General features: G+C 68.5%; 17 protein-coding genes and 1 pseudogene. 13 read left to right on the top strand and 5 right to left on the bottom strand.

Translation table 11 applies throughout. The features are described 5' to 3' along the window. The first annotated feature begins 135 nt into the window (after positions 1-135). A complete protein-coding gene (locus NJD74_RS02930; protein WP_019184444.1) occupies positions 136-549 on the top strand; it encodes a MerC domain-containing protein in 414 nt (137 codons plus the stop codon). A 118-nt stretch (positions 550-667) separates the two neighbouring features. Beyond that, complete coding sequence (locus NJD74_RS02925; protein WP_019184443.1) at positions 668-850, top strand: 30S ribosomal protein THX; 183 nt, start codon at positions 668-670, stop codon at positions 848-850. Between the two features lie 71 nt (positions 851-921). On the opposite strand, the gene NJD74_RS02920 is transcribed toward NJD74_RS02925, so the two are convergent. Beyond that, positions 922-2,046, bottom strand: coding sequence for an ectonucleotide pyrophosphatase/phosphodiesterase (locus tag NJD74_RS02920; protein WP_319623629.1), 1,125 nt, complete (start codon positions 2,044-2,046; stop codon positions 922-924). On the opposite strand from NJD74_RS02920, the gene NJD74_RS02915 reads away from it, so the two are divergent. Next, the gene (locus tag NJD74_RS02915; protein WP_254427854.1) at positions 2,036-2,194 is read left to right on the top strand and encodes a hypothetical protein; all 159 of its coding nucleotides are present in this window, start codon (positions 2,036-2,038) and stop codon (positions 2,192-2,194) included. The two genes, NJD74_RS02920 and NJD74_RS02915, sit on opposite strands and share 11 nt — an antisense overlap. Before the next feature lie 67 nt (positions 2,195-2,261). Here the strand turns inward: NJD74_RS02915 and NJD74_RS02910 are convergent, their stop codons facing one another. Beyond that, positions 2,262-2,753: a methylated-DNA--[protein]-cysteine S-methyltransferase gene (locus tag NJD74_RS02910; RefSeq protein ID WP_319623628.1), complete on the bottom strand. Its 492-nt coding sequence runs from the start codon at positions 2,751-2,753 to the stop codon at positions 2,262-2,264. Beyond that, positions 2,750-4,216, bottom strand: a complete 1,467-nt coding sequence (locus NJD74_RS02905; RefSeq protein ID WP_102789168.1) for a DNA-3-methyladenine glycosylase 2 — start codon at positions 4,214-4,216, stop codon at positions 2,750-2,752. Before NJD74_RS02905 ends, NJD74_RS02910 begins: the two co-directional genes overlap by 4 nt. Before the next feature lie 174 nt (positions 4,217-4,390). On the opposite strand from NJD74_RS02905, the gene NJD74_RS02900 reads away from it, so the two are divergent. From NJD74_RS02900 to ubiM, 4 genes are all read left to right on the top strand, one after another. Continuing rightward, on the top strand, positions 4,391-5,536 hold the full coding sequence (locus tag NJD74_RS02900; RefSeq protein ID WP_070473324.1) for a hypothetical protein: 1,146 nt from the start codon (positions 4,391-4,393) through the stop codon (positions 5,534-5,536). A 59-nt stretch (positions 5,537-5,595) separates the two neighbouring features. Next, on the top strand, positions 5,596-6,126 hold the full coding sequence (locus NJD74_RS02895; protein WP_102789169.1) for a DUF4019 domain-containing protein: 531 nt from the start codon (positions 5,596-5,598) through the stop codon (positions 6,124-6,126). A gap of 18 nt (positions 6,127-6,144) precedes the next feature. Beyond that, a complete protein-coding gene (locus NJD74_RS02890) occupies positions 6,145-6,534 on the top strand; it encodes an MAPEG family protein (RefSeq protein WP_019184437.1) in 390 nt (129 codons plus the stop codon). 89 nt (positions 6,535-6,623) lie between these two features. Next, complete coding sequence (ubiM, locus tag NJD74_RS02885; protein ID WP_319623627.1) at positions 6,624-7,796, top strand: 5-demethoxyubiquinol-8 5-hydroxylase UbiM; 1,173 nt, start codon at positions 6,624-6,626, stop codon at positions 7,794-7,796. Positions 7,797-7,819: 23 nt separating this feature from the next. Here ubiM and NJD74_RS02880 read toward each other — a convergent pair whose 3' ends face one another. Further along, positions 7,820-8,050 carry an RNA-binding S4 domain-containing protein gene (locus tag NJD74_RS02880; RefSeq protein WP_019184435.1) on the bottom strand — a complete coding sequence of 77 codons (231 nt, stop codon included), beginning with the start codon at positions 8,048-8,050 and terminating at the stop codon, positions 7,820-7,822. 268 nt (positions 8,051-8,318) lie between these two features. Between NJD74_RS02880 and NJD74_RS02875 the strand changes: the two genes are divergently transcribed. The 5 genes and pseudogenes from NJD74_RS02875 (at position 8,319) to NJD74_RS02855 (ending at position 16,521) form a co-directional block, all read left to right on the top strand. Next, a complete protein-coding gene (locus NJD74_RS02875) occupies positions 8,319-10,262 on the top strand; it encodes a DEAD/DEAH box helicase (protein ID WP_070473318.1) in 1,944 nt (647 codons plus the stop codon). Between the two features lie 175 nt (positions 10,263-10,437). Continuing rightward, positions 10,438-12,866 (top strand): annotated as a pseudogene (locus tag NJD74_RS02870) (EAL domain-containing protein). A gap of 102 nt (positions 12,867-12,968) precedes the next feature. Further along, complete coding sequence (locus NJD74_RS02865) at positions 12,969-14,603, top strand: diguanylate cyclase (RefSeq protein WP_102789171.1); 1,635 nt, start codon at positions 12,969-12,971, stop codon at positions 14,601-14,603. Positions 14,604-14,659: 56 nt separating this feature from the next. After that, positions 14,660-15,382, top strand: coding sequence for a pseudouridine synthase (locus tag NJD74_RS02860; RefSeq protein WP_019184431.1), 723 nt, complete (start codon positions 14,660-14,662; stop codon positions 15,380-15,382). 68 nt (positions 15,383-15,450) lie between these two features. Then, the gene (locus NJD74_RS02855; RefSeq protein ID WP_019184430.1) at positions 15,451-16,521 is read left to right on the top strand and encodes a sensor domain-containing diguanylate cyclase; all 1,071 of its coding nucleotides are present in this window, start codon (positions 15,451-15,453) and stop codon (positions 16,519-16,521) included. Between the two features lie 49 nt (positions 16,522-16,570). Here the strand turns inward: NJD74_RS02855 and NJD74_RS02850 are convergent, their stop codons facing one another. Then, positions 16,571-17,518 carry a DMT family transporter gene (locus NJD74_RS02850; protein WP_019184429.1) on the bottom strand — a complete coding sequence of 316 codons (948 nt, stop codon included), beginning with the start codon at positions 17,516-17,518 and terminating at the stop codon, positions 16,571-16,573. Positions 17,519-17,595: 77 nt separating this feature from the next. On the opposite strand from NJD74_RS02850, the gene NJD74_RS02845 reads away from it, so the two are divergent. Next, complete coding sequence (locus tag NJD74_RS02845; RefSeq protein ID WP_070473311.1) at positions 17,596-18,252, top strand: Pr6Pr family membrane protein; 657 nt, start codon at positions 17,596-17,598, stop codon at positions 18,250-18,252. The last annotated feature ends 2 nt before the right edge of the window (positions 18,253-18,254 follow it).

Below are 18,254 nucleotides of genomic sequence, written 5' to 3'. Positions count from 1 at the left end.
TGTTACAATATATCAATGGTGGGGCGCGCGAATCCCGTCATGGGACGGGTAAAGGGCAAGTCAGGGGGAGGCAGGGTGCGCGTCGGGATTGATGTTATATTATTCCATAACGCTTCGCCGACCCTGCTGGAAGTCATGCCCCTGTTCGCTCGAGTTCGCCATCTGCTGGATCGTTTCGGTGCCACCGGCTCGCTGCTGTGTGCCGTGCACTGCGCTGTGCTTCCGGTGCTGCTGGCCGCTGCGCCATCGCTCGGCCTGTCCGTGTGGATGAGCGACGGGGTGGAGCTGGCCCTGGTCAGCTTCGTGACCCTGCTTGGCCTGTTCAGCCTGGTCTGGGGCTGGCGCCGTCATGGCGCATTGCGCGCGCTGGGCTTCCTGATTCCAGGCCTGAGCGCCCTCTGGGCGGGGCTGTTGTACGACCCGCTGCACCACTCGGCGGTGCCGCATGCGGTGGTGATGACCCTGGGCGGCGTGCTGGTCGGTGTGGCCCATCTGGTGAATCTGCGGCTGAACCACGGCCACGTCCACGATGCCAGCTGTGCTCATTGAGAGCGCGCATGGTAGGCTTTCCGATCGTGCGCGGGGGCGCCTGAGAGGGCGGCCCCGCCGAACCCGTGTCAGTACGGGGTAATCAGATTTCGCAGCATTCAGACTAAGGAGTTACGACATGGGTAAGGGTGACCGCAAGACCGCCAAGGGCAAGCGCTTCAATGCCAGCTACGGCAATTCGCGTTCGCACGTCGTGAGCAAGGCGGCCGTGGGCGCAGCTGCGCCGGTTGCCAAGAAGACCGTGACGAAGGCGCCGGCCAAGAAGGCCGTTGCCAAGAAAGCGGTGGCCAAGGCCGGCTGATCCAGCCAGGCGGGTCCATGAAAAACGCGGCGCTTGCGCCGCGTTTTTTTTGCCTGCGCGCCGGGATCGCCTCAGCGCAATGCGGGCAGCAGGCGCTCGGGGTTGCCGTCATTGGGTGCGGCCGGAATGCCGAGCAGGCGGGTCAGCAGCGGATACACATCCACGTTGTCGAAGGCAGGCAGCGACTGCCCCTGCTTGAATGCCGGACCGCGCGCGACGAACACCGCGCGCATCGACGGCAGGGCGTTGTCATAGCCGTGCGAACCCCGGTCACCTGGGCCGCGTTTGGCTATCCGCTCCCGGGTCAGGGCATCCCAGCCCTCATGCATCTGGCAGATGATCGGTGGAATGCGCGGGTTGCTGCCGTACTTCCAACGCGCCGGCAGGGTTTCACGCGTCCAGCAATCGTAGTTCGCATGCGCGCCCAGCAGGATCTGCTCGGCTTGGGCCTGCTTGCCTGGCAAGGGCGCGAACCCGATCGACTGCCCTACCGAAATGTCGCGGGCAATCGTCGGATCGATCATGTCTTCGGTCGCCACCACGTGGCCAGCCGGTACGCTGGCCATCCCGTGATCGGACACCAGGATCACGTTGGTGGTGTCGGCCAGTCCATCGGCCTGCAGACCATCGAGCAGGCGACCCAGCGCGCTGTCGGCCAATGCCACCGCGGCGGCGTACGCCGGAGATTCCGGGCCGTGATTGTGGCCGGCCTTGTCGACCTGCTCCATGTACAACGTGACCAGGCGCGGCGCCTGCGGGCCCTGCTGGCCCAGCCAGCCCAGCACCTGGTCAACGCGATCGGGCAGGGCCACGGCTTCATCGTAACCATGCAGCTGGCTGGGGCGGGTGCCTTGGATCGCGGCTTCGCTGCCAGGCCAGGACCACACGGCAGTACGTAGGCCGGCCTTTTCCGCACCGACCCAGATCGGCTCACCGCCCCACCAGCGCGAGTCGGCCACCGAATCGCGCATGTGCAGCTGGAACTGGCCCAGTCCGTCCTCGTGCATGCTGTTGTGGATGATGCCGTGGTGATCCGGGCGCAGTCCGGTCACGATCGTGTAGTGATTGGGAAAGGTCAGTGCCGGATACGACGGTGTCATCCATTGCGCCCGCACACCCTCGTGGACAAGCCGGCTGATGTTCGGGGTGATGCCCCGATCGAGCATGTCCGCCCGCAGGCCATCGATGGAGATCAACAGCACTTTCTGCTGCGCGGCCGGGACACTCGGCGCTGCGCTGGCGACAGGCGCGACAGGCGGGGTGGATGATGTCGTGGCGCAGGCGGCCAACGAAAGAGCGGCGGCAAGCGCCATGGAAAGGCGAGCGGAAATCATCGCGCCATGATAGTGCGTGGCGGTGACGCGTCGAAGACAACCAATGGCACACGCCACGCATGACGCATGACCTGCAGCTACGCGAACAATGAATCGCGCCGGGCTTCCAACTGCAGCAGGGCCGCCTTGGTGGCCAGCCCGCCGCCGAATCCGGTGAGTGCCCCGCTGCTGCCGATCACGCGGTGGCAGGGCAGCACGATCGGCAGCGGATTGCGGCCATTTGCGGCACCGACCGCGCGGCTGGCGGTGGGGTGGTTGATGTGCCGTGCCAGTTCGACGTAGCTCCAGGTCTGGCCGAAGGGGATATCGGCCAGCGCTTTCCACACGCGCAGCTGGAACGGCGTTCCGTGCGGGGCGAGCGGCAGATCGAAGCGCGTGCGTTCGCCGCGCAGGTACTCCAGCAGCTGCCCGCGTGCGCCGCGCAACGCATGGGCGTCGCGCTGCCAGTGCTCGCGGCCTTTGGCGTCGTAACGGTTGTTCTCGAACAGGATGTGGTGGATGCCCTGGCTGTCGCCGGCCACGGTAAGGGCGCCGATCGGGCTGTCGAAGGTGTCGTAGAGCAGGGTCATGAGGGAACTCCCGGAGCAGGGGTGGCCATGTGCCACAGGTGCAGAACGGCGTAGGCGCGCCAGGGGCGCCACGATTGCGAACGTGCCTCGGTGGCGCGCTCGCTCAAGCGCGTGCCATCGCCGAGCACCTGTTGCAGGACCAGATCGCCGGCGGGAAACGCATCGGGCAGGGCCAAGGCGCGCAGCGCGATGTAATGCGCGGTCCATGGGCCGATCCCGGGCAGGGCGACGCAGCGTTCGACGAAGCCGGCCAACGACTGGCCGGCGCCAAAATCGAGCCGGCCCTCGACCACCGCCTGGGCGACACCGCGCACGGTGGCGGCCCGGGTACGCGGCAGGCCGATCGTTTCCAGTGGCGCCTGGGCCAGCACCGCGGGCGAGGGGAACTGGCGGTCCAGTCCTGCCGGCATGCCTTCCAGGGTGGCCCCGAAGCGGTCCACCACGCGGCGTGCCAGCGTCGCGGCGGCGGCCACGCTGACCTGTTGGCCGAGCACGGCGCGCACGGCCACTTCAAAGCCATCCCAACCGCCGGGCACGCGCAGCCCCGGGCGCTGCGCGATGCCCGCAGCGAGCAGCGGCTCCTGCATCAGCGTGGCGTGCACCCTGAGCAGATCCGCATCCAGATCGAAGATGCGCCGCACGCGCCGGACGATGCCCGGAATCGCGCGCGGATCGACCTGGCCCAGCCGCAGCAGCAGTTCGGGGCGCCGTGGATCGGCGGTCACGCTCAGCAGTGAGGGGCGCTCGGGCGGCCCGATCACGCGCTGGTAGCTGTCCGTGCCGATCTGCTCGATGCCGGGAATCGCGCGGCGGCGCAGGAAACCGAGCATCGCGGTGAAATCGAGCGGCGGCCGATAGCCCAGGCGCAGCGTGAGCGCGCCATCGGTCAGCGCGCCACGCTGGCGGCGGATCGCGGTCGGGGGCATGCCGCAGCCATCCAGGAAGGCCGCGTTGAACCGGCGCAGGCTGTTGTAGCCCGAGGCCATCGCGACATCGGTCACGGGGAGCGCGGTTTCGGTCAGCAATTGCTTGGCCAGCAGCAGCCGCCGCGTGGCGTGGATCTGCGCTGGTGCGGCGCCGAGGCGGGCGACGAACAGGCGCTGCAGCTGGCGGGCACTCAGGCCGACGTGCGCGGCCAGATCGGCGACCGGCTGATCCTGCAGATAACCCTCATGGATCAGCGCCAACGCGCGCTGCAGGGTTTCATTGTCCAGCGCGTCCTGGGCCTCGGGCGCCAGCTCGGGACGGCAGCGCAGGCAGGGGCGGTAACCGGCTGCCGCTGCGGCGGCCGCGGTCGGGTAGTAGATGACATTGGAAGGCTTCGGCGCCGGTGCCGGGCAGACCGGACGGCAGTAGATGCCGGTACTGCGCACGGCGGTGAAGAACACCCCGTCAAAGCGCGCGTCGCGGGCCAGGCGGGCACGTTCGCAGGCGGTGTGGTCCAGGGGCAGGGCGTTCTCCATGGGGGCCAGTCTATGCCCGCCGCCCGGGCCTGGCTCGCCATTTTCGGACAGCAATGCCATGCCGGGGTCGCCCGGTTCAGGGCAGGTTGCCGCGATGCGCCGGCCGCGCACTAGACTGTGCGTGCGCGCTCATTTTGCCGCGCATTCCCCCCTTGCGAGGATTCCGGGTTGTCCATGTTGCTCAAGTCGTGGTGGTTGCCGTTGTTGTACCTGGGCCTGGCCGGTTGCAGCCAGCTGGAGAACCCGGGCAATGTCACCGCCGCCGACAAGGCCGTGCGGGCGCAGACGGCCGATGGCGATCACATGGTGTCCATCAATGCAGCCGATGCGCCGCCACCGCCGCCGCCCGCGCCCGAGCGGGGCGACCTGAGCTGGCCGCAGGCCGCGCTGGAAAACGGCAAGGCGTGGATCAGCTGCGATACCGACTACGCCGGTGACGCCGGCGATGGCGCCCCGCTGGAGGCGCTGGACCGGGCCAGCATCGAGGCCGCGCTGCAGCCCTGCGCCGAGCGCGGCCTGCTGCGCGTGCGCTATGTGGGCAAGATCAATCCGGGCTTCTCCGAGCTGGTCGCCCGGCTGGCGGTGGTCGCCGATGCGCAGCGGATTTCGCGGCGCATCCTGGACCTGGATTCCAGTGGTGGCCAGGTCGAAGCCGCCATCGTGGCCGGCGACCGCATCGGTGAATCCAACTGGACGATCTGGGTGCGCGAAGGCTCGGTCTGCCACAGTGCCTGCGTGTTCGTGCTCGCCGCCGGCGATAACCGGCTGGTCTCGGGCAAGGTCGGCATCCATCGCATGATGCGGATCAGTTCCAAGGCGACCTCGCGCGCTGAACTCAACCGCGAACTCCACGAGGTCTATGACAACGTGAAGGATTACCTGCAGCGCAACGGCGTGGCGGTGGGCGTGGCCGACCTGATGATGACCGTGCCCAACCGCAGCCTGCGCCTGTTGACCGCCGAGGAGCTGCGTCAGTTCGGGCTGGACGGCACCAACGCCGTGCAGGACGATCTGGAGCGGATCAAGCAGATGCGCAAATGCGGCGATGCGTTCGTGCGCCGCAAGGATGCCTTCCTGGTCGCCTTCGATCAGGAGTGCAAGCGCGAGGGCAGCGAGCTGGAGGCCGTCAACAGCTGCGGGCAGGCGCTTAAGCAGCGCTTCGGTTTCCCCGACGAGACGTGTCCGGACGAGAGTCCGCTGTCGGAAATCGATGTCTCCACTCTGCTGCCGACCACCGTGGCCCCGGACCAGCCGGAGACCGCCGAGCGGACCCTCGGTGACGCCCGTCCGGCATCGGGCGAGGCCGCCGAACGCAACTGACGGAGGACTCACGTGCTTCCCGTAGACTGGGCCCGTTCCTTCCAGCCAACGGTGTCCTGATGCGTGTTCCGCTGCTGCTGTTGTCCGCTCTGCTGCCTTTCGCCACGCTGGCCCAGGCGCCACCACCGGCCACCCCTGCACCCGCGCCGGCACGCCCCGCGCCTGCGGCTGCGCCCGCAGCGCGTCCGGCACTGAGCCCGGCGCAGCAGGCGCAGGTGCAGAAGCAGGATGCGGAAATGACCGCCGCCGCGTTGCAGGTGGCCAAGCTGGTCGATGCCAACCGCGCCGGCGAGGCGTGGAAAGGCGCTTCGGCCGTGGCGAAGAAGTCGGTGACCGAGCAGGCGTTCGTCAGCCAGCTCACCGCTGATCGCCAACGTCTTGGCGCACTGGCCTCGCGCGGCCAACCGGTGGTGACCCGGGTCAAGTACGCCGCCGGGGCAACCGTTCCCGAAGGGCTCTACATCAACGTCAGTTTCCCCACACGCTTTGCCAACAGTGCCCAGCCGGTGCGCGAACTGGTCTCCTTCCGGTTCGACGAAGACCGCATCTGGCGCCTGGCCGGTTACAGCGTGCGTGCCGCCACCCCCTGATTGCCGGAGCCTGCGCAGATGAGTATCGAGATCCAGATGCTGGTGTGGTCGATGGTGCTCGGCCTGGTGCACGTGTTCGCGCCCTCCACGCTGATCACCCGCGAGCGCGGCATCGGCTGGAACGCCTCCGCGCGCGATCAGCCGATGCCACCGCCAGGCCCGCTGGCCGGCCGCCTGCAGCGCGCGCAGAGCAACTTCATGGAAACCTTCCCGTTCTTCGCGGCCGCGGTGCTGGCGGTGGTGCTGACCCAGCGCCAGGATGGGATGACCGCCGTGGCCGTGCAGCTGTATTTCTGGGCGCGCCTGATCTACCTGCCGCTGTACGCCGCCGGCGTGCCTTATGTGCGCAGCCTGGTGTGGCTGGTCTCGCTGCTGGGCATCGTGATGCTGCTGTGGGCGTTGCTGTGAACCGGTGCTGGCGCGCCTGATCCAGATCAAGGACGGCGCCGACGCCGCGGCGCTAAGCTGCACCTGACACGTAACGGCAGGATGGGATCATGCAGTCTGTGGATGTGGTGGTGGTGGGTGCCGGCCCGACCGGGCTGTGCTTCGCACGCGCGCTGGCCGATACCGGCCTGAGCGTGACGCTGATCGAACAGCAGCCGCGCGCTGCGCTGGCCGATCCGGCCTTTGATGGCCGCGAGATCGCGCTGACCCACGCCTCGCGCCAGATCCTGGAATCGTTGGGCCTGTGGGAGCGGCTGGACCCGGCCGAGATTTCCCCGCTGCGCGATGCCAAGGTGATGGACGGCGGCTCGCCGTTCGCGCTGACCTTCGCTGCGCACGAGCGTACCGGCGATGACCTGGGCTGGCTGGTGCCCAATCATCTGATCCGCCGCGCCGCGTGGCAGAGCGTGCAGGCCCAGGCCGGGCTGGACATCGTGGACCAGACCAGCGTGACGGCCGTCGCCCCCGGCCCCACCCACAGCACGGTCACCCTGGCCGATGGCCGCCAATTGGCCGCGCGCCTGGTGGTCGCTGCGGACAGCCGCTTCTCCGCGACCCGGCGCCTGCTGGGGATCGGGGCGCAGATGCGCGACTTCGGCAAATCGATGCTGGTGTGCCGGATGCAGATCGAGGTGCCGCACCGGCACACGGCCTGGGAGTGGTTCGGCTATGGCCGCACGATGGCGCTGCTGCCGCTCAACGGCGACCAGGCCTCGGCGGTGATCACCCTGCCGCCGCGCCAGATCGCAGGCTTGATCGCCCAGGACGAAGGCGACTTCGGCCGCAGCATCAGCGCGTTCTTCGAGCATCGACTGGGCGCGATGCGGCCGCTGGCCACGCCGGTCGCGTATCCGCTGGTGGGCGTTTACGCGCACGCGTTTGCCGGCGATCGCTGCGCGTTGATCGGCGATGCCGCGGTCGGCATGCATCCGGTGACGGCCCATGGCTTCAATCTGGGCCTGCGGAGCCAGCATCGGCTGGCCGGGATCGTGCGCAGGGCGGCGGGGCAGGGGCGCGACATCGCCGCGCCGTCCGGGCTGGCCGCGTACGAGCGCGGCCACCGGTTGGCCTCCCGGCCGCTCTACGAGGCGACCAATGCGATCGCCTCGCTGTATACCAATGACCGCCTGCCGGCGCGGCTCCTGCGCCGGGCCGGGCTGCGGCTGGCGCACGGCGTGGCCCCGTTCCGCCAGTTGATCGCCGCCCACCTCACCGGTAGGTGACGACCGTTGGTCGTCACACAGGGTCAGGGCGCGTCGCTGTCGGCGATCACGTGGATGACGGTGTCGGCGAACTGCACCTGCTGGCCCGCGCGGATCTTGCAGGCCTTGCGCAGCTCCACTTCACCATCCACCAGGACCTGGCCGTCGCCGATCACGGTCTTGGCTTCGCCCCCGCTGGTGACCAGGTCGGCCAGCTTGAGCAGCTGCTTGAGCTCGACGTAGTCGCGGTCCAGTTCAAATTCGAGGGTCTGCATGAAAACGGGTATCCTGGGAAGGGGCGCGGGCGTTGGGCCCGGCCGGGAGAGGGCGCGTATTGTGCGCCAGCACGCGGCAGAACGGCATCCACGTGGCAATCTGTACGCGTTGTTCAGGAACGATGCGGTATCATCGCCCCCTGAGTGAGTGAATTCTCCTCCGACCGAGCAGCGCCAGGGCACGCAATAAGAAAGGGCGCCCAAAGCGCGGACCATCCCCCTTTTTTATCTCACTGCCGCGTAAAACGGCGGTGTTTCGGAGTTCCCCATGTCCCAAGATTCCACCACGCCGCTGCGGTTTGCAGATCTCGGCCTGTCCGACGCTGTCATGCAGGCCGTCGCCACCGTCGGTTACGAAACCCCCTCGCCGATCCAGGCCGCCACCATTCCGGCGATGCTGGAAGGCCGTGACGTGCTGGGCCAGGCCCAGACCGGTACCGGCAAGACCGCCGCCTTCGCACTGCCGGTGCTGTCCAACCTCGATTTCAACCAGACCAAGCCGCAGGTGCTGGTGCTGGCACCGACCCGCGAACTGGCCATCCAGGTCGCCGAGGCGTTCCAGACCTATTCCTCCGGCATTCCGGGCTTCCGCGTGCTGCCGGTGTACGGCGGCCAGCCGTATGGCCAGCAGCTGCAGGCCCTGCGCCGTGGCGTGCACGTCATCGTCGGTACCCCGGGCCGTGTGATCGATCACCTCGAGCGCGGCACCCTGGACCTGTCCGAGCTGAAGACGCTGGTGCTGGACGAAGCCGATGAAATGCTGCGCATGGGCTTCATCGACGACGTCGAAGCCGTGCTGAAGAAGCTGCCGGAGACCCGCCAGGTCGCCCTGTTCTCGGCCACCATGCCGTCGCAGATCCGCCGCATCGCGCAGACCTACCTGAAGAACCCGGCTGAAGTCACCATCGTCAGCAAGACGACGACCTCGGCCAACATCCGCCAGCGCTACTGGTGGGTGAGCGGCATGCACAAGCTGGACGCGCTGACCCGCATCCTGGAAGTGGAACCCTTCGACGCGATGATCATCTTCTCGCGTACCAAGGCGGCCACCGAAGAGCTGGCCGAGAAGCTGCAGGCACGTGGCCTGGCCGCGGCCGCCATCAACGGCGACATGCAGCAGGCCCAGCGCGAACGCACCATCGGCATGCTCAAGGAAGGCAAGCTGGACATCCTGGTGGCCACCGACGTGGCTGCCCGTGGCCTGGACGTGGAGCGCATCAGCCACGTGCTGAACTACGACATCCCGTACGACACCGAAAGCTATGTGCACCGCATCGGCCGTACCGGTCGTGCCGGCCGCACCGGTGACGCGATCCTGTTCGCCACCCCGCGCGAAAAGGGCATGCTGCGTGCGATCGAGCGCGCCACCCGCCAGCCGATCGAAGAAATGCAGCTGCCGAGCGTGGATGCGGTCAACGATACCCGCATCACCAAGTTCATGAGCCGCATCAGCGATGTCCTGGATGCCGGTGGTACCGAGTTCTACCGCGACCTGCTGCAGAAGCTGGAAGGCGAGAAGAACGTGCCGGCGATCGACATCGCCGCCGCGCTGGCCAAGCTGCTGCAGGGCGATTCGCCGTTCCTGCTGACCCCGCCGGTGCGTGGTGCCCGTGAAGAGCGTGCGCCGCACCAGCGCAACGAGCGCAGCAACGACCGTGGCGAGCGCCCGGCCCGTTTCGAGCCGCGCTTCGAGCGTGGCCCGCGTCGTGAAGACGACCGCGGCCCGCGCCCGCCGCGTCCGGAAGGCGACTTCGGCAACAGCGAAGGCGGCTTCGAGCGCGCCCCGCGCCGTGACATCGCCCCGCGCGGTGCCGCCGAGCCGGGCATGGAAACCTTCCGCATCGAAGTGGGCCACGTGCACGGCGTGAAGCCGGGCAACATCGTCGGCGCGATCGCCAACGAAGCCGGGCTGGAAAGCCGCTTCATCGGCCGCATCGACATCCACGACGACTTCTCGGTGCTGGACCTGCCGGCCGAAATGCCGCAGGACCTGCTGACCCACCTGAAGAAGGTGTGGGTCTCGGGCCAGCAGCTTCAGATGCGCAAGGTCGAGCCGGGTGAAGACCTGACCCCGTCGCCGCGTCCGGCGTTCAAGCCGAAGTTCGGCCAGGGCAAGCCGCGTGGTCCGGGTGGCCCGCGCAGCGGTCCCGGCGGCAACGACCGTCCGCCGCGCCGTGATGGCTTCAAGCCGCGCGGTCCGCGCAACTTCTGATCCCCCTCGGGTGATCGACGCGACGCCAGCCTCCGGGCTGGCGTCGTCGTTTCCGGCCCCCGCGTCCCTGGCTGCCGGTTTCGCGCCGTCTCAACAACACTGGCCCTAGCCTGCGGGTTGGACCATGCTCCAATGGAATGAGTTTCCACATCCGCAGCCCCGGGGGGGATCGGCGATGTATGGAGGTCGCAGGGAGAGTGGCGGCACCGCGATACCGTATTCCATGCGGGGCCTGACCCTGCGCTTCGTGCTGTTGACCGGCATGGCCATCGGCCTGGTCGGCATTTCCGCCCTGATCCAGGAGCTGCAGGCGGCCTCCACCGCATGGATCATGGGCCAGAGCCACTGGTCGCGCGGCCAGCAACAGGCCACCCACGCGCTGTCGCGGTACATCACCTCGGCCGATCCGGCCGATCTTGCGCTGACCCGGCAGGAGCTGCGGGTGCCGCTGGGCGACCTCATCGCCCGCCGTGCACTGGAACAGGCCGCCCCGGACATCGCCGCCGCACGCCGGGGCTTCATCGAAGGCGGCAACGCCCGCGGCGACATCAACCGGTTGATCCTGTCGTATCGCTACCTGCGCGATCAGCCGTATTTCCGCGACGCGGTGCGCCTGTGGCGCGACACCGACGACGATCTGCTGCAGCTGGTGGCCATCACCGACCGGGTCCAGGCCGGACATGCCGCCGGCAGCCTGACCCCGGCGGTACAGCAGGCACTGCTGCGCCGGGTGCAGGCGCTGGACGTGGACATGCAGAACCAGGCGCGGGCGTTCTCCAGCGCGTTGCTGCATACCGCGGCGATGGTGCGCATGACCACCTTCATCGTCGGGGGGCTGTCGGTGCTGGCGATCACGCTGATCGCGGTGCTGCTCGCGCGGCGTGTGCGCAACGACCTGACCGAGCAGGAAAGCCGGTTCCGCGCGGCGTTCTACCAGGCCACGGTCGGCATGCTCAAGCTCGACGAGGAGGGCGGCATCATGGAGACCAACCAGGCCATGGCCGATATCCTCGACCATCGCCGTGAGGCGCTGCTCAGCCTGTCGCTGGCCGATCTGCTGGTGGAGGGGGAGCTGGTCTTGGACGAGCGCGGCCGGATCGACTGGCCACGCCAGCTGCGCCCGGGCGAGCTGCGCTTCCTGCGCGCCGATGGCAGCCTGATGTGGGGGCGCTGGAGCGGGACGGTGGTGCATACCCGGGGGCGCGCGCCGGCGGTGTTCGCGCTGGTGGAGGATGTCTCGCAGAACCATGCGCTGGCGCGGGAAGTGGAACACCACGCCAGTCATGACCCGCTGACCGGGCTGATCAACCGCCGCGAGATCGAGCGGCTGCTCGATCAGGCGCTGTGGCGGTACGCGCCGAGGGCGGGATCCACTCGCTGTGCTACATCGATCTGGATTACTTCAAGCTGGTCAACGACGGGCTCGGCCATGCCGCGGGCGACCAGCTGCTGCGCAGTTTCGCCGATTACCTGGTCGGCGCCGTGCGCGATGGCGACTGGGTGGGCCGCCTGGGCGGGGACGAGTTTGCCCTGTTCCTGGCCAACGCCGGCCAGGACGAGGCCAAGCAGGTGCTGCAACGGGTGATCCGCACGCTGGGCCAGGTCAGCCTGCATCACGGCGACGGCGCCCCCCGGGTGAGCTGCAGCGTCGGCGTGGTGGAAGTGACTGCCGAGGTACCGGATGTGAACTGGCTGATGAGCGCGGCCGACAGCGCCTGCTATGCCGCCAAGGAGGCCGGTCGCAACCGTGTGCATTGCTACAACGAAAGCCGCATGGCGCTGGACGAACGTCGGCGCGAAGCCGAGCGCTTGGCCAATGTCTCCAGCGCGATGGCCGAGAACCGCATGCTGCTGTATGCCCAGCGCATCGAGCGGGTCGGCGATCCGGAGTTCCTGCACTACGAAGTGCTGGTGCGCATGCGCAGCCCGGAGGGTGCCCTGCAGGGGCCGGCCGAGTTCATGGGCGCGGTGGAACGTTACGGCATGGGTATGGCGCTGGACCGGCACGTGTTGTCGCTGCTGTTCCGGCATCTGCAGGTGTGCCCGAGCCACGTGCAGCAACTGGGCCTGTGCAACGTCAACGTGTCGGCGCAGTCGATCGCCGAGCCCAGCTTCCTGGCCTTCGTCACCGATCTGCTGGAACGCAACCGCGGCCTGGCCCGCAAGCTCTGCTTTGAAATCACCGAAACCGCCGCGGTCAGCAACCTGGCCCAGGCGCGTGCCTTCATCGACGCGGTCAAGGCGCGCGGCTGCCGCATGGCGCTGGATGATTTCGGCTCGGGGTTGTCCTCGTTCGGCTATCTGCGCCAGTTGCCGGCAGACATGCTCAAGATCGATGGCGTGTTCGTGCGCGACATGAACGTGGATCCGGTCAACCGCGCCGCCGTGCGCGCGATCACCGAGGTGGGCCGCGAGCTGCACATGATGGTCGTCGCCGAGTGGGTCGAATCGGCGGTGGTGGCCGACCAGCTGGCGCAGATGGGCGTGGAGGGTTTGCAGGGGTATGCGATCGAGCGCCCGATCCCGCTGGAGCGGATGACCCAGCTGGCGATACGGCCGGTGCGCGCGGGCCTGTCCTCCGACGCCTGGCGGGGCATGCCATGATGCGATAATCGCCGCCGACGGTTCCGGACACGGTGTGCGCGGACGAACACGGGCGGGCAGGACGCAGGTGTGAGCAACGGGGGCGGTGACTCAATCGGGTGGATGGCGTTCGCGCTGGTGCTGCTGTGGCTGTTGCCCTGTAGCCTGCAGGCGGCGCCGCGCGTGGGGCAGGACTTCCTGTTGCTGGGCGGGGCCACCGATGAGGTGACGCCGCAGCGCGCCTGCGCGCCGGATGTACTGGCACGCCACCAGGAAGTGCTCTCGATCCCGGCGCCCGCCGCCGGCTGGTCGGGCAAGCCACAGGCCGTGGACGTATTCGGGGTCCTCACCGGCGAGGTCCGCATCAGCCATGGCGACCGCGAGATCTGCGGCAGCATGCACGATGCCCGCACGCGCGATTCGCGCTTCCGGGCCGGGGTCGGGTTGGTGGTGGTGCCCAAGGCCGGCGATCACGAGCCGATCGTGGTGTCCTGGACCCGGCCGCTGAAGCCGCGCTGGGTACCGACCATCCAGCTTGGCGCGCCCAGTCCGGTGCAGCAGAACGACACCGCCCGGCTGCTGGTGCGCGCAGCCTGCATCGCCGTGGCGATCGCCCTGGCGCTGTCTGCGCTGATGGGCTGGGCCACCACCCGCGACCGGTCTTTCCTGGTGTATGTCGGCGCCTGCATTGTGTTCGTGCTCTGGCAGGCGGTGCTTGGCGGGCTGAGCGGCTATCCCGAGCCGTGGTTGCCGGTGCACGACCGCGCCTCCTGGTGGCTGATCGCACTCACCGCGTTCAGCCAGGCCTTGCTGCTGCCGATCCTGTGGCGCCTCACCGGCGGTGACCGGCGCTGGCCGCGCTCGCGTCCGGCACAGCACCTCGTGCTGTGGGGCCTGATCGCGCTCGGGCTGAGCGTGCCGCTCTGGGGGCTGGACGGGCTGAGCGCCGGGGCGGCAGCGCTGGAAGGCAGTTTCCTGGTCGTCTGCACGCTGTGCCTCGGTGCGGGCCTGTGGGGGCTGTGGCGGGGCGATGCGCATGCGCTGCCGGGGCTGGCCGCGCTGGCCCCCTGGTGGATCATGATCGGGGCCGACGCGCTGGACGCGCGCTGGCTGATGGCCTATCGGATCGAAGCGCTGCAGTTGTCGGCCACCTGGTTCTTGATGATGGCCGCCTACGCCCTGAATCTCCGGCTGGGCAGGCTGCGCCGCCAGCGCGATGAAATGCGCCAGCTGGCCGACACCGACGTGCTCACCGGCCTGCCCAACCGTCGCGCCGGCCTGCGGCTGCTCGCGCAGTACCTGGAACGGGCGCGCCAGCAGCCGCATGCGCTGGCGATCGGCTTCCTGGACATCGATCTGTTCAAGGACATCAACGACCAGTTCGGGCATGAGGTGGGCGACCAGGTGCTGGTCGCGGTGGCGCGCGCGCTGCGCGGCTCGGTGCGCAACCATGACGATGTGATCCGGATGGGCGGTGAGGAATTCCTGGTGCTGCTGCCCGGTGCCGGCCATGCTGCGGCCGTGGCCCGGCTGGAGACGGTCCGTCAGCAGGTGGCGGCGGTGACCCAGACGCTGGGCATCCCGGGCCTGACCGTCTCGGCCAGCATCGGCCTGGCGGTACTCCAGCCGGGCAGCGACGATCTGGCCGGGTTGCTGCGCCGGGCCGACCACGCCATGTACTGCGCCAAGCGCAACGGCCGCAACCAGATCCACGACGGCGAACGCACCACGACCGCCTGCGATCCATTGCCGGCCTGAACCACCGGCACGCGGAAAAACGCAGCGGCGGCCACCTTTTGCCCGATAATGGGCCGATGACAACCCGACTCAACAAGCATATCGCCGATACCGGCTTCTGTTCCCGCCGCGAAGCCGACCGCCTGATCGGCGAGCGCCGCGTCACCGTCAACGGCCATCCGGCCGGTACCGGTGCGGTGGTGGGCGAACAGGACGTGGTGCTGGTCGACGGCCAGCCGCTGCGCGCCCGTGAAGCGAAGAAGGCCGGTGGCCGCAAGCACGTCTACATCGCGCTGAACAAGCCGGTGGGCATCACCTGCACCACCGAAAGCTCGGTCAAGGGCAACATCGTGGAGTTCGTCGGCCACGAGCAGCGCATCTTCCCGATCGGCCGCCTGGACAAGGATTCCGAAGGTCTGATTCTGCTCACCAGCAACGGCAACATCGTCAATCAGATCCTGCGCGCCGAAAATGGCCACCAGAAGGAATACATGGTCGCGGTCAACAAGGCCGTCACCGATGAGTTCCTGCGTGGCATGGCCCGCGGCGTGCGCATCCGTGACGAAGTCACATTGCCGTGCCGGACCAGCAAGCTGGCCAAGTTCGGGTTCCGGATCACCCTGCAGCAGGGCCTGAACCGCCAGATCCGCCTGATGGCGGCTGCGTTCGGCTTCCGGGTCACCCAGCTGCGCCGCGTGCGCATCGACAACATCAAACTCGGGGCGCTCAAGCCGGGCCAGTGGCGCAACCTCACCGACGCCGAGCTCAAGGGCCTGCTGCCCAAACAGCTGGACTGGTGATGCTGTGCGTCACGTGATGGCGCGATACTCGGGCTAGACTGCGCAGGCACACGCTACTGCCTGCCACGATGATCAAGCCGTCCAAGCCGGACAACGAAGCGCAGCGCCTGCTGGCGCTGCAGCGCTACCAGATCCTGGATTCCCCCCGCGAGCGGTCGTTCGACGATCTGGTCACGATCGCCACGGCGTTGTGCGGCACGCGCATGGGCGCGGTCACCCTGGTCGACCAGGACCGCCAGTGGTTCAAGGCGCGCCAGCTGCTGGAGGCCGCCGAAACCAGTCGCGACATCTCCTTCTGCGGCCACGCCATCCTGCAGCCGGACCAGGTGATGGTGGTCGAGGATGCCCGCAACGATCCGCGCTTCTTCGACAACCCGGTGGTGGTCGATGACCCGCACGTCCGCTTCTACGCCGGTGCGCCGCTGCTGAGCAGCGAGGGGCTGCCACTGGGCACCCTGTGCGTGTTCGATGCGGCGCCCCGGCAGCTCAGCCCGGGCCAGCGCGATGCGTTGTCCGCGTTGTCCCGGCAGGTCTCGCTGGTGATGGAGCTGCGCCGCTACGCGCACGAGATACAGCAGCACATGACCGACCGCGCCTGGTACGAGCAGCGCCTGGCCGAGTACAACGAACTGCTGGAACAGCAGAACGCCGACCTGGCCGAACAGAGCCGCACCGATCCGCTTACCGGCCTGCCGAACCGCCGTGCGATGAGCACTGCGCTGGAAGCGGCGGTGGTGGACGCCGACGGCCAGCCACGCGCCACGGCCGTCGCCCTGCTGGACATCGATCACTTCAAGACCGTCAACGATCTTTACGGCCATGCCACCGGCGATCACGTGCTGGCCGAACTGGCCCGGCTGCTGCGTGCGCATTTCGCCGGGCACGGCCTGGCCGCGCGTTACGGTGGCGAAGAATTCGTAGTGCTGATGCCCGATACGCCGCTGGCCACCGCTGAGTTGCAGTGTGATTTCCTGCGCATGGCGGTGGCCGACCTGCCGTTGGGCCTGCCGTTGACGATCAGTATCGGGGTGGCCGCGCACCGCCATGGCGATGCGATCGAGCAGACCCTGGCACGGGCCGACGCGGCGTTGTACCGGGCCAAGGGCGAGGGCCGCAACCGGGTCCTGCGCGCCGACTGAAGCGCACGGCCTTGTCCGTGGCGTGCCGGGTGTTGGCCGGTACGCGCGCTCAATCGGCGATGTTGCGCGCTTCCGAGGTTGCCAGGATTTCCGGGTGCTGCACCTTCCGACGGCGGTTGAGCAGCGGGTGCAGGAACACCGCCCCGACGATGATCGCCACGCCGGCGTAGAACAGCGGCGTCAGCTCACGCTGCTCGCTGAGCAGCACCATCGCCAGCAGGATCGCGTAGACCGGTTCCAGATTGGTCACCAGCTGGGAGGTGTAGGCGCTGATGTGGCGCAGCGCGACCAGGGCCAGCGCAAACGGCAGCAGCGTGCAGAGACCGGCCAGGGCCAACAGCAGCAGGCCATCGTGCAGGTCCGGGATCACCCACAGGTCGCTGGCCAGCGCTGGCAGCAGGAAGGGCAGCACCGGCGCCAGCAGGGTCAGGGTGAGCGTGCCCGCGCCGAGTTCCAGCGCGGTCACGGTGAGCGGGTCGGCATGGCTGACCAGGCGCTTGTTGAGCGAGCCGAAGACGGCCACCAGCAATGCCGACAGTGCGCCGATGAGCACGCCCAGGCGCATGCCATCGGGAACGCCCCCCACCACCAGTGCGACGCCGGGCAGCACCAGGATGCCGAAGGCCAGCTCGCGGAACTGGAAGGGTCGCTTGGCCACCCACGGTTCGATCACCGCCGTGAACACCGGCGCCAGCGCGATGCAGGTCGCGGCCACCGAGGCATTGGCCAGTTTCACGGCGCCATAGAAGGTGAGCCAATGCAGCGCGACCAGCGCGCCGACGCCGCAGTACCCGGCGACCAATCGCGGCGAGAGTTGCCGCAGCCCGCGCCACACCCGTGGCACCAGCGCCAGCATGGCCACCACCAGCAGCATGCGCCACCACACCAGGGGCAGGGCGGGCAGGGTGATCAGCTTGCCGAGGATGGCGGTGACGCCCCACAGCAGCACACAGAAATGGATTTGCAGCAGGGCTCTGCGGGTATCGGTCATCGGCATCGGCGTATTGTGCGACAAGCCGCGACGTGGCGGACGCCTTCCACGTGATCTTTTCCGGGCCGTGGCATCCTGCGCCCATGACACCTCTGCACAGCGATTCCCTTGCCCCCACAACGCCACCCGCGCTGCGCGCCTGGGCCGGCCTCACCGCCGTGGTCGCAGTGGCCTCGCTGCTGCTGCAGTATCACCTGCTGCTGCGCATCCCCGGCCCGGGTGCAGCGGAGGCGACGCTGCGCTACCTGGGCTACTTCACCATCCTCAGCAACATCGGGGTGGCCGTGGTCTGCGTTGCCCTGGCCTGCGGCCGTCGCACTGGCCTGGCCGCGCCGGTCCCGCGCGTGGCAGTGGCGCTGTTCATCGGCATCACCGGGTTGATCTACGTGATCATCCTGCGTCCGCTGTGGCACCCGCAGGGCGCGCAATGGTGGGCCGATGCCGGCCTGCATTACGCGGTGCCCGTGATGTATCTGCTGGGCTGGCTGGCCGGGCCGCACGGCCGGCTGCCTCGGCGCGGGCTGGCCGGCGTTCTGGCGATTCCGATCGTTTATCTGGGCTGGGCGCTGCTGGTCGGGCGGCTCAGCGGGCAGTACCCGTACCCGTTCTTGGACCTGGGCGCGCTGGGCATCGGCTTGGTCGCGCGCAATGTGCTGGCCGTGGCGGTGGTGTTCATTGTGGCCGGTGCCCTGCTGTGGTGGCTGGATGCGGCGCTCGCGGCGCGCCGCCGGCAGCGGTGAAC

Source organism: Stenotrophomonas sp. RG-453 (assembly GCF_033843685.1).
Taxonomy (GTDB): Bacteria; Pseudomonadota; Gammaproteobacteria; order Xanthomonadales; family Xanthomonadaceae; genus Stenotrophomonas; species Stenotrophomonas bentonitica_A.
Note: the sequence above shows the minus strand (reverse complement) of the source record. Positions and strands in the feature narration are given on the sequence as shown.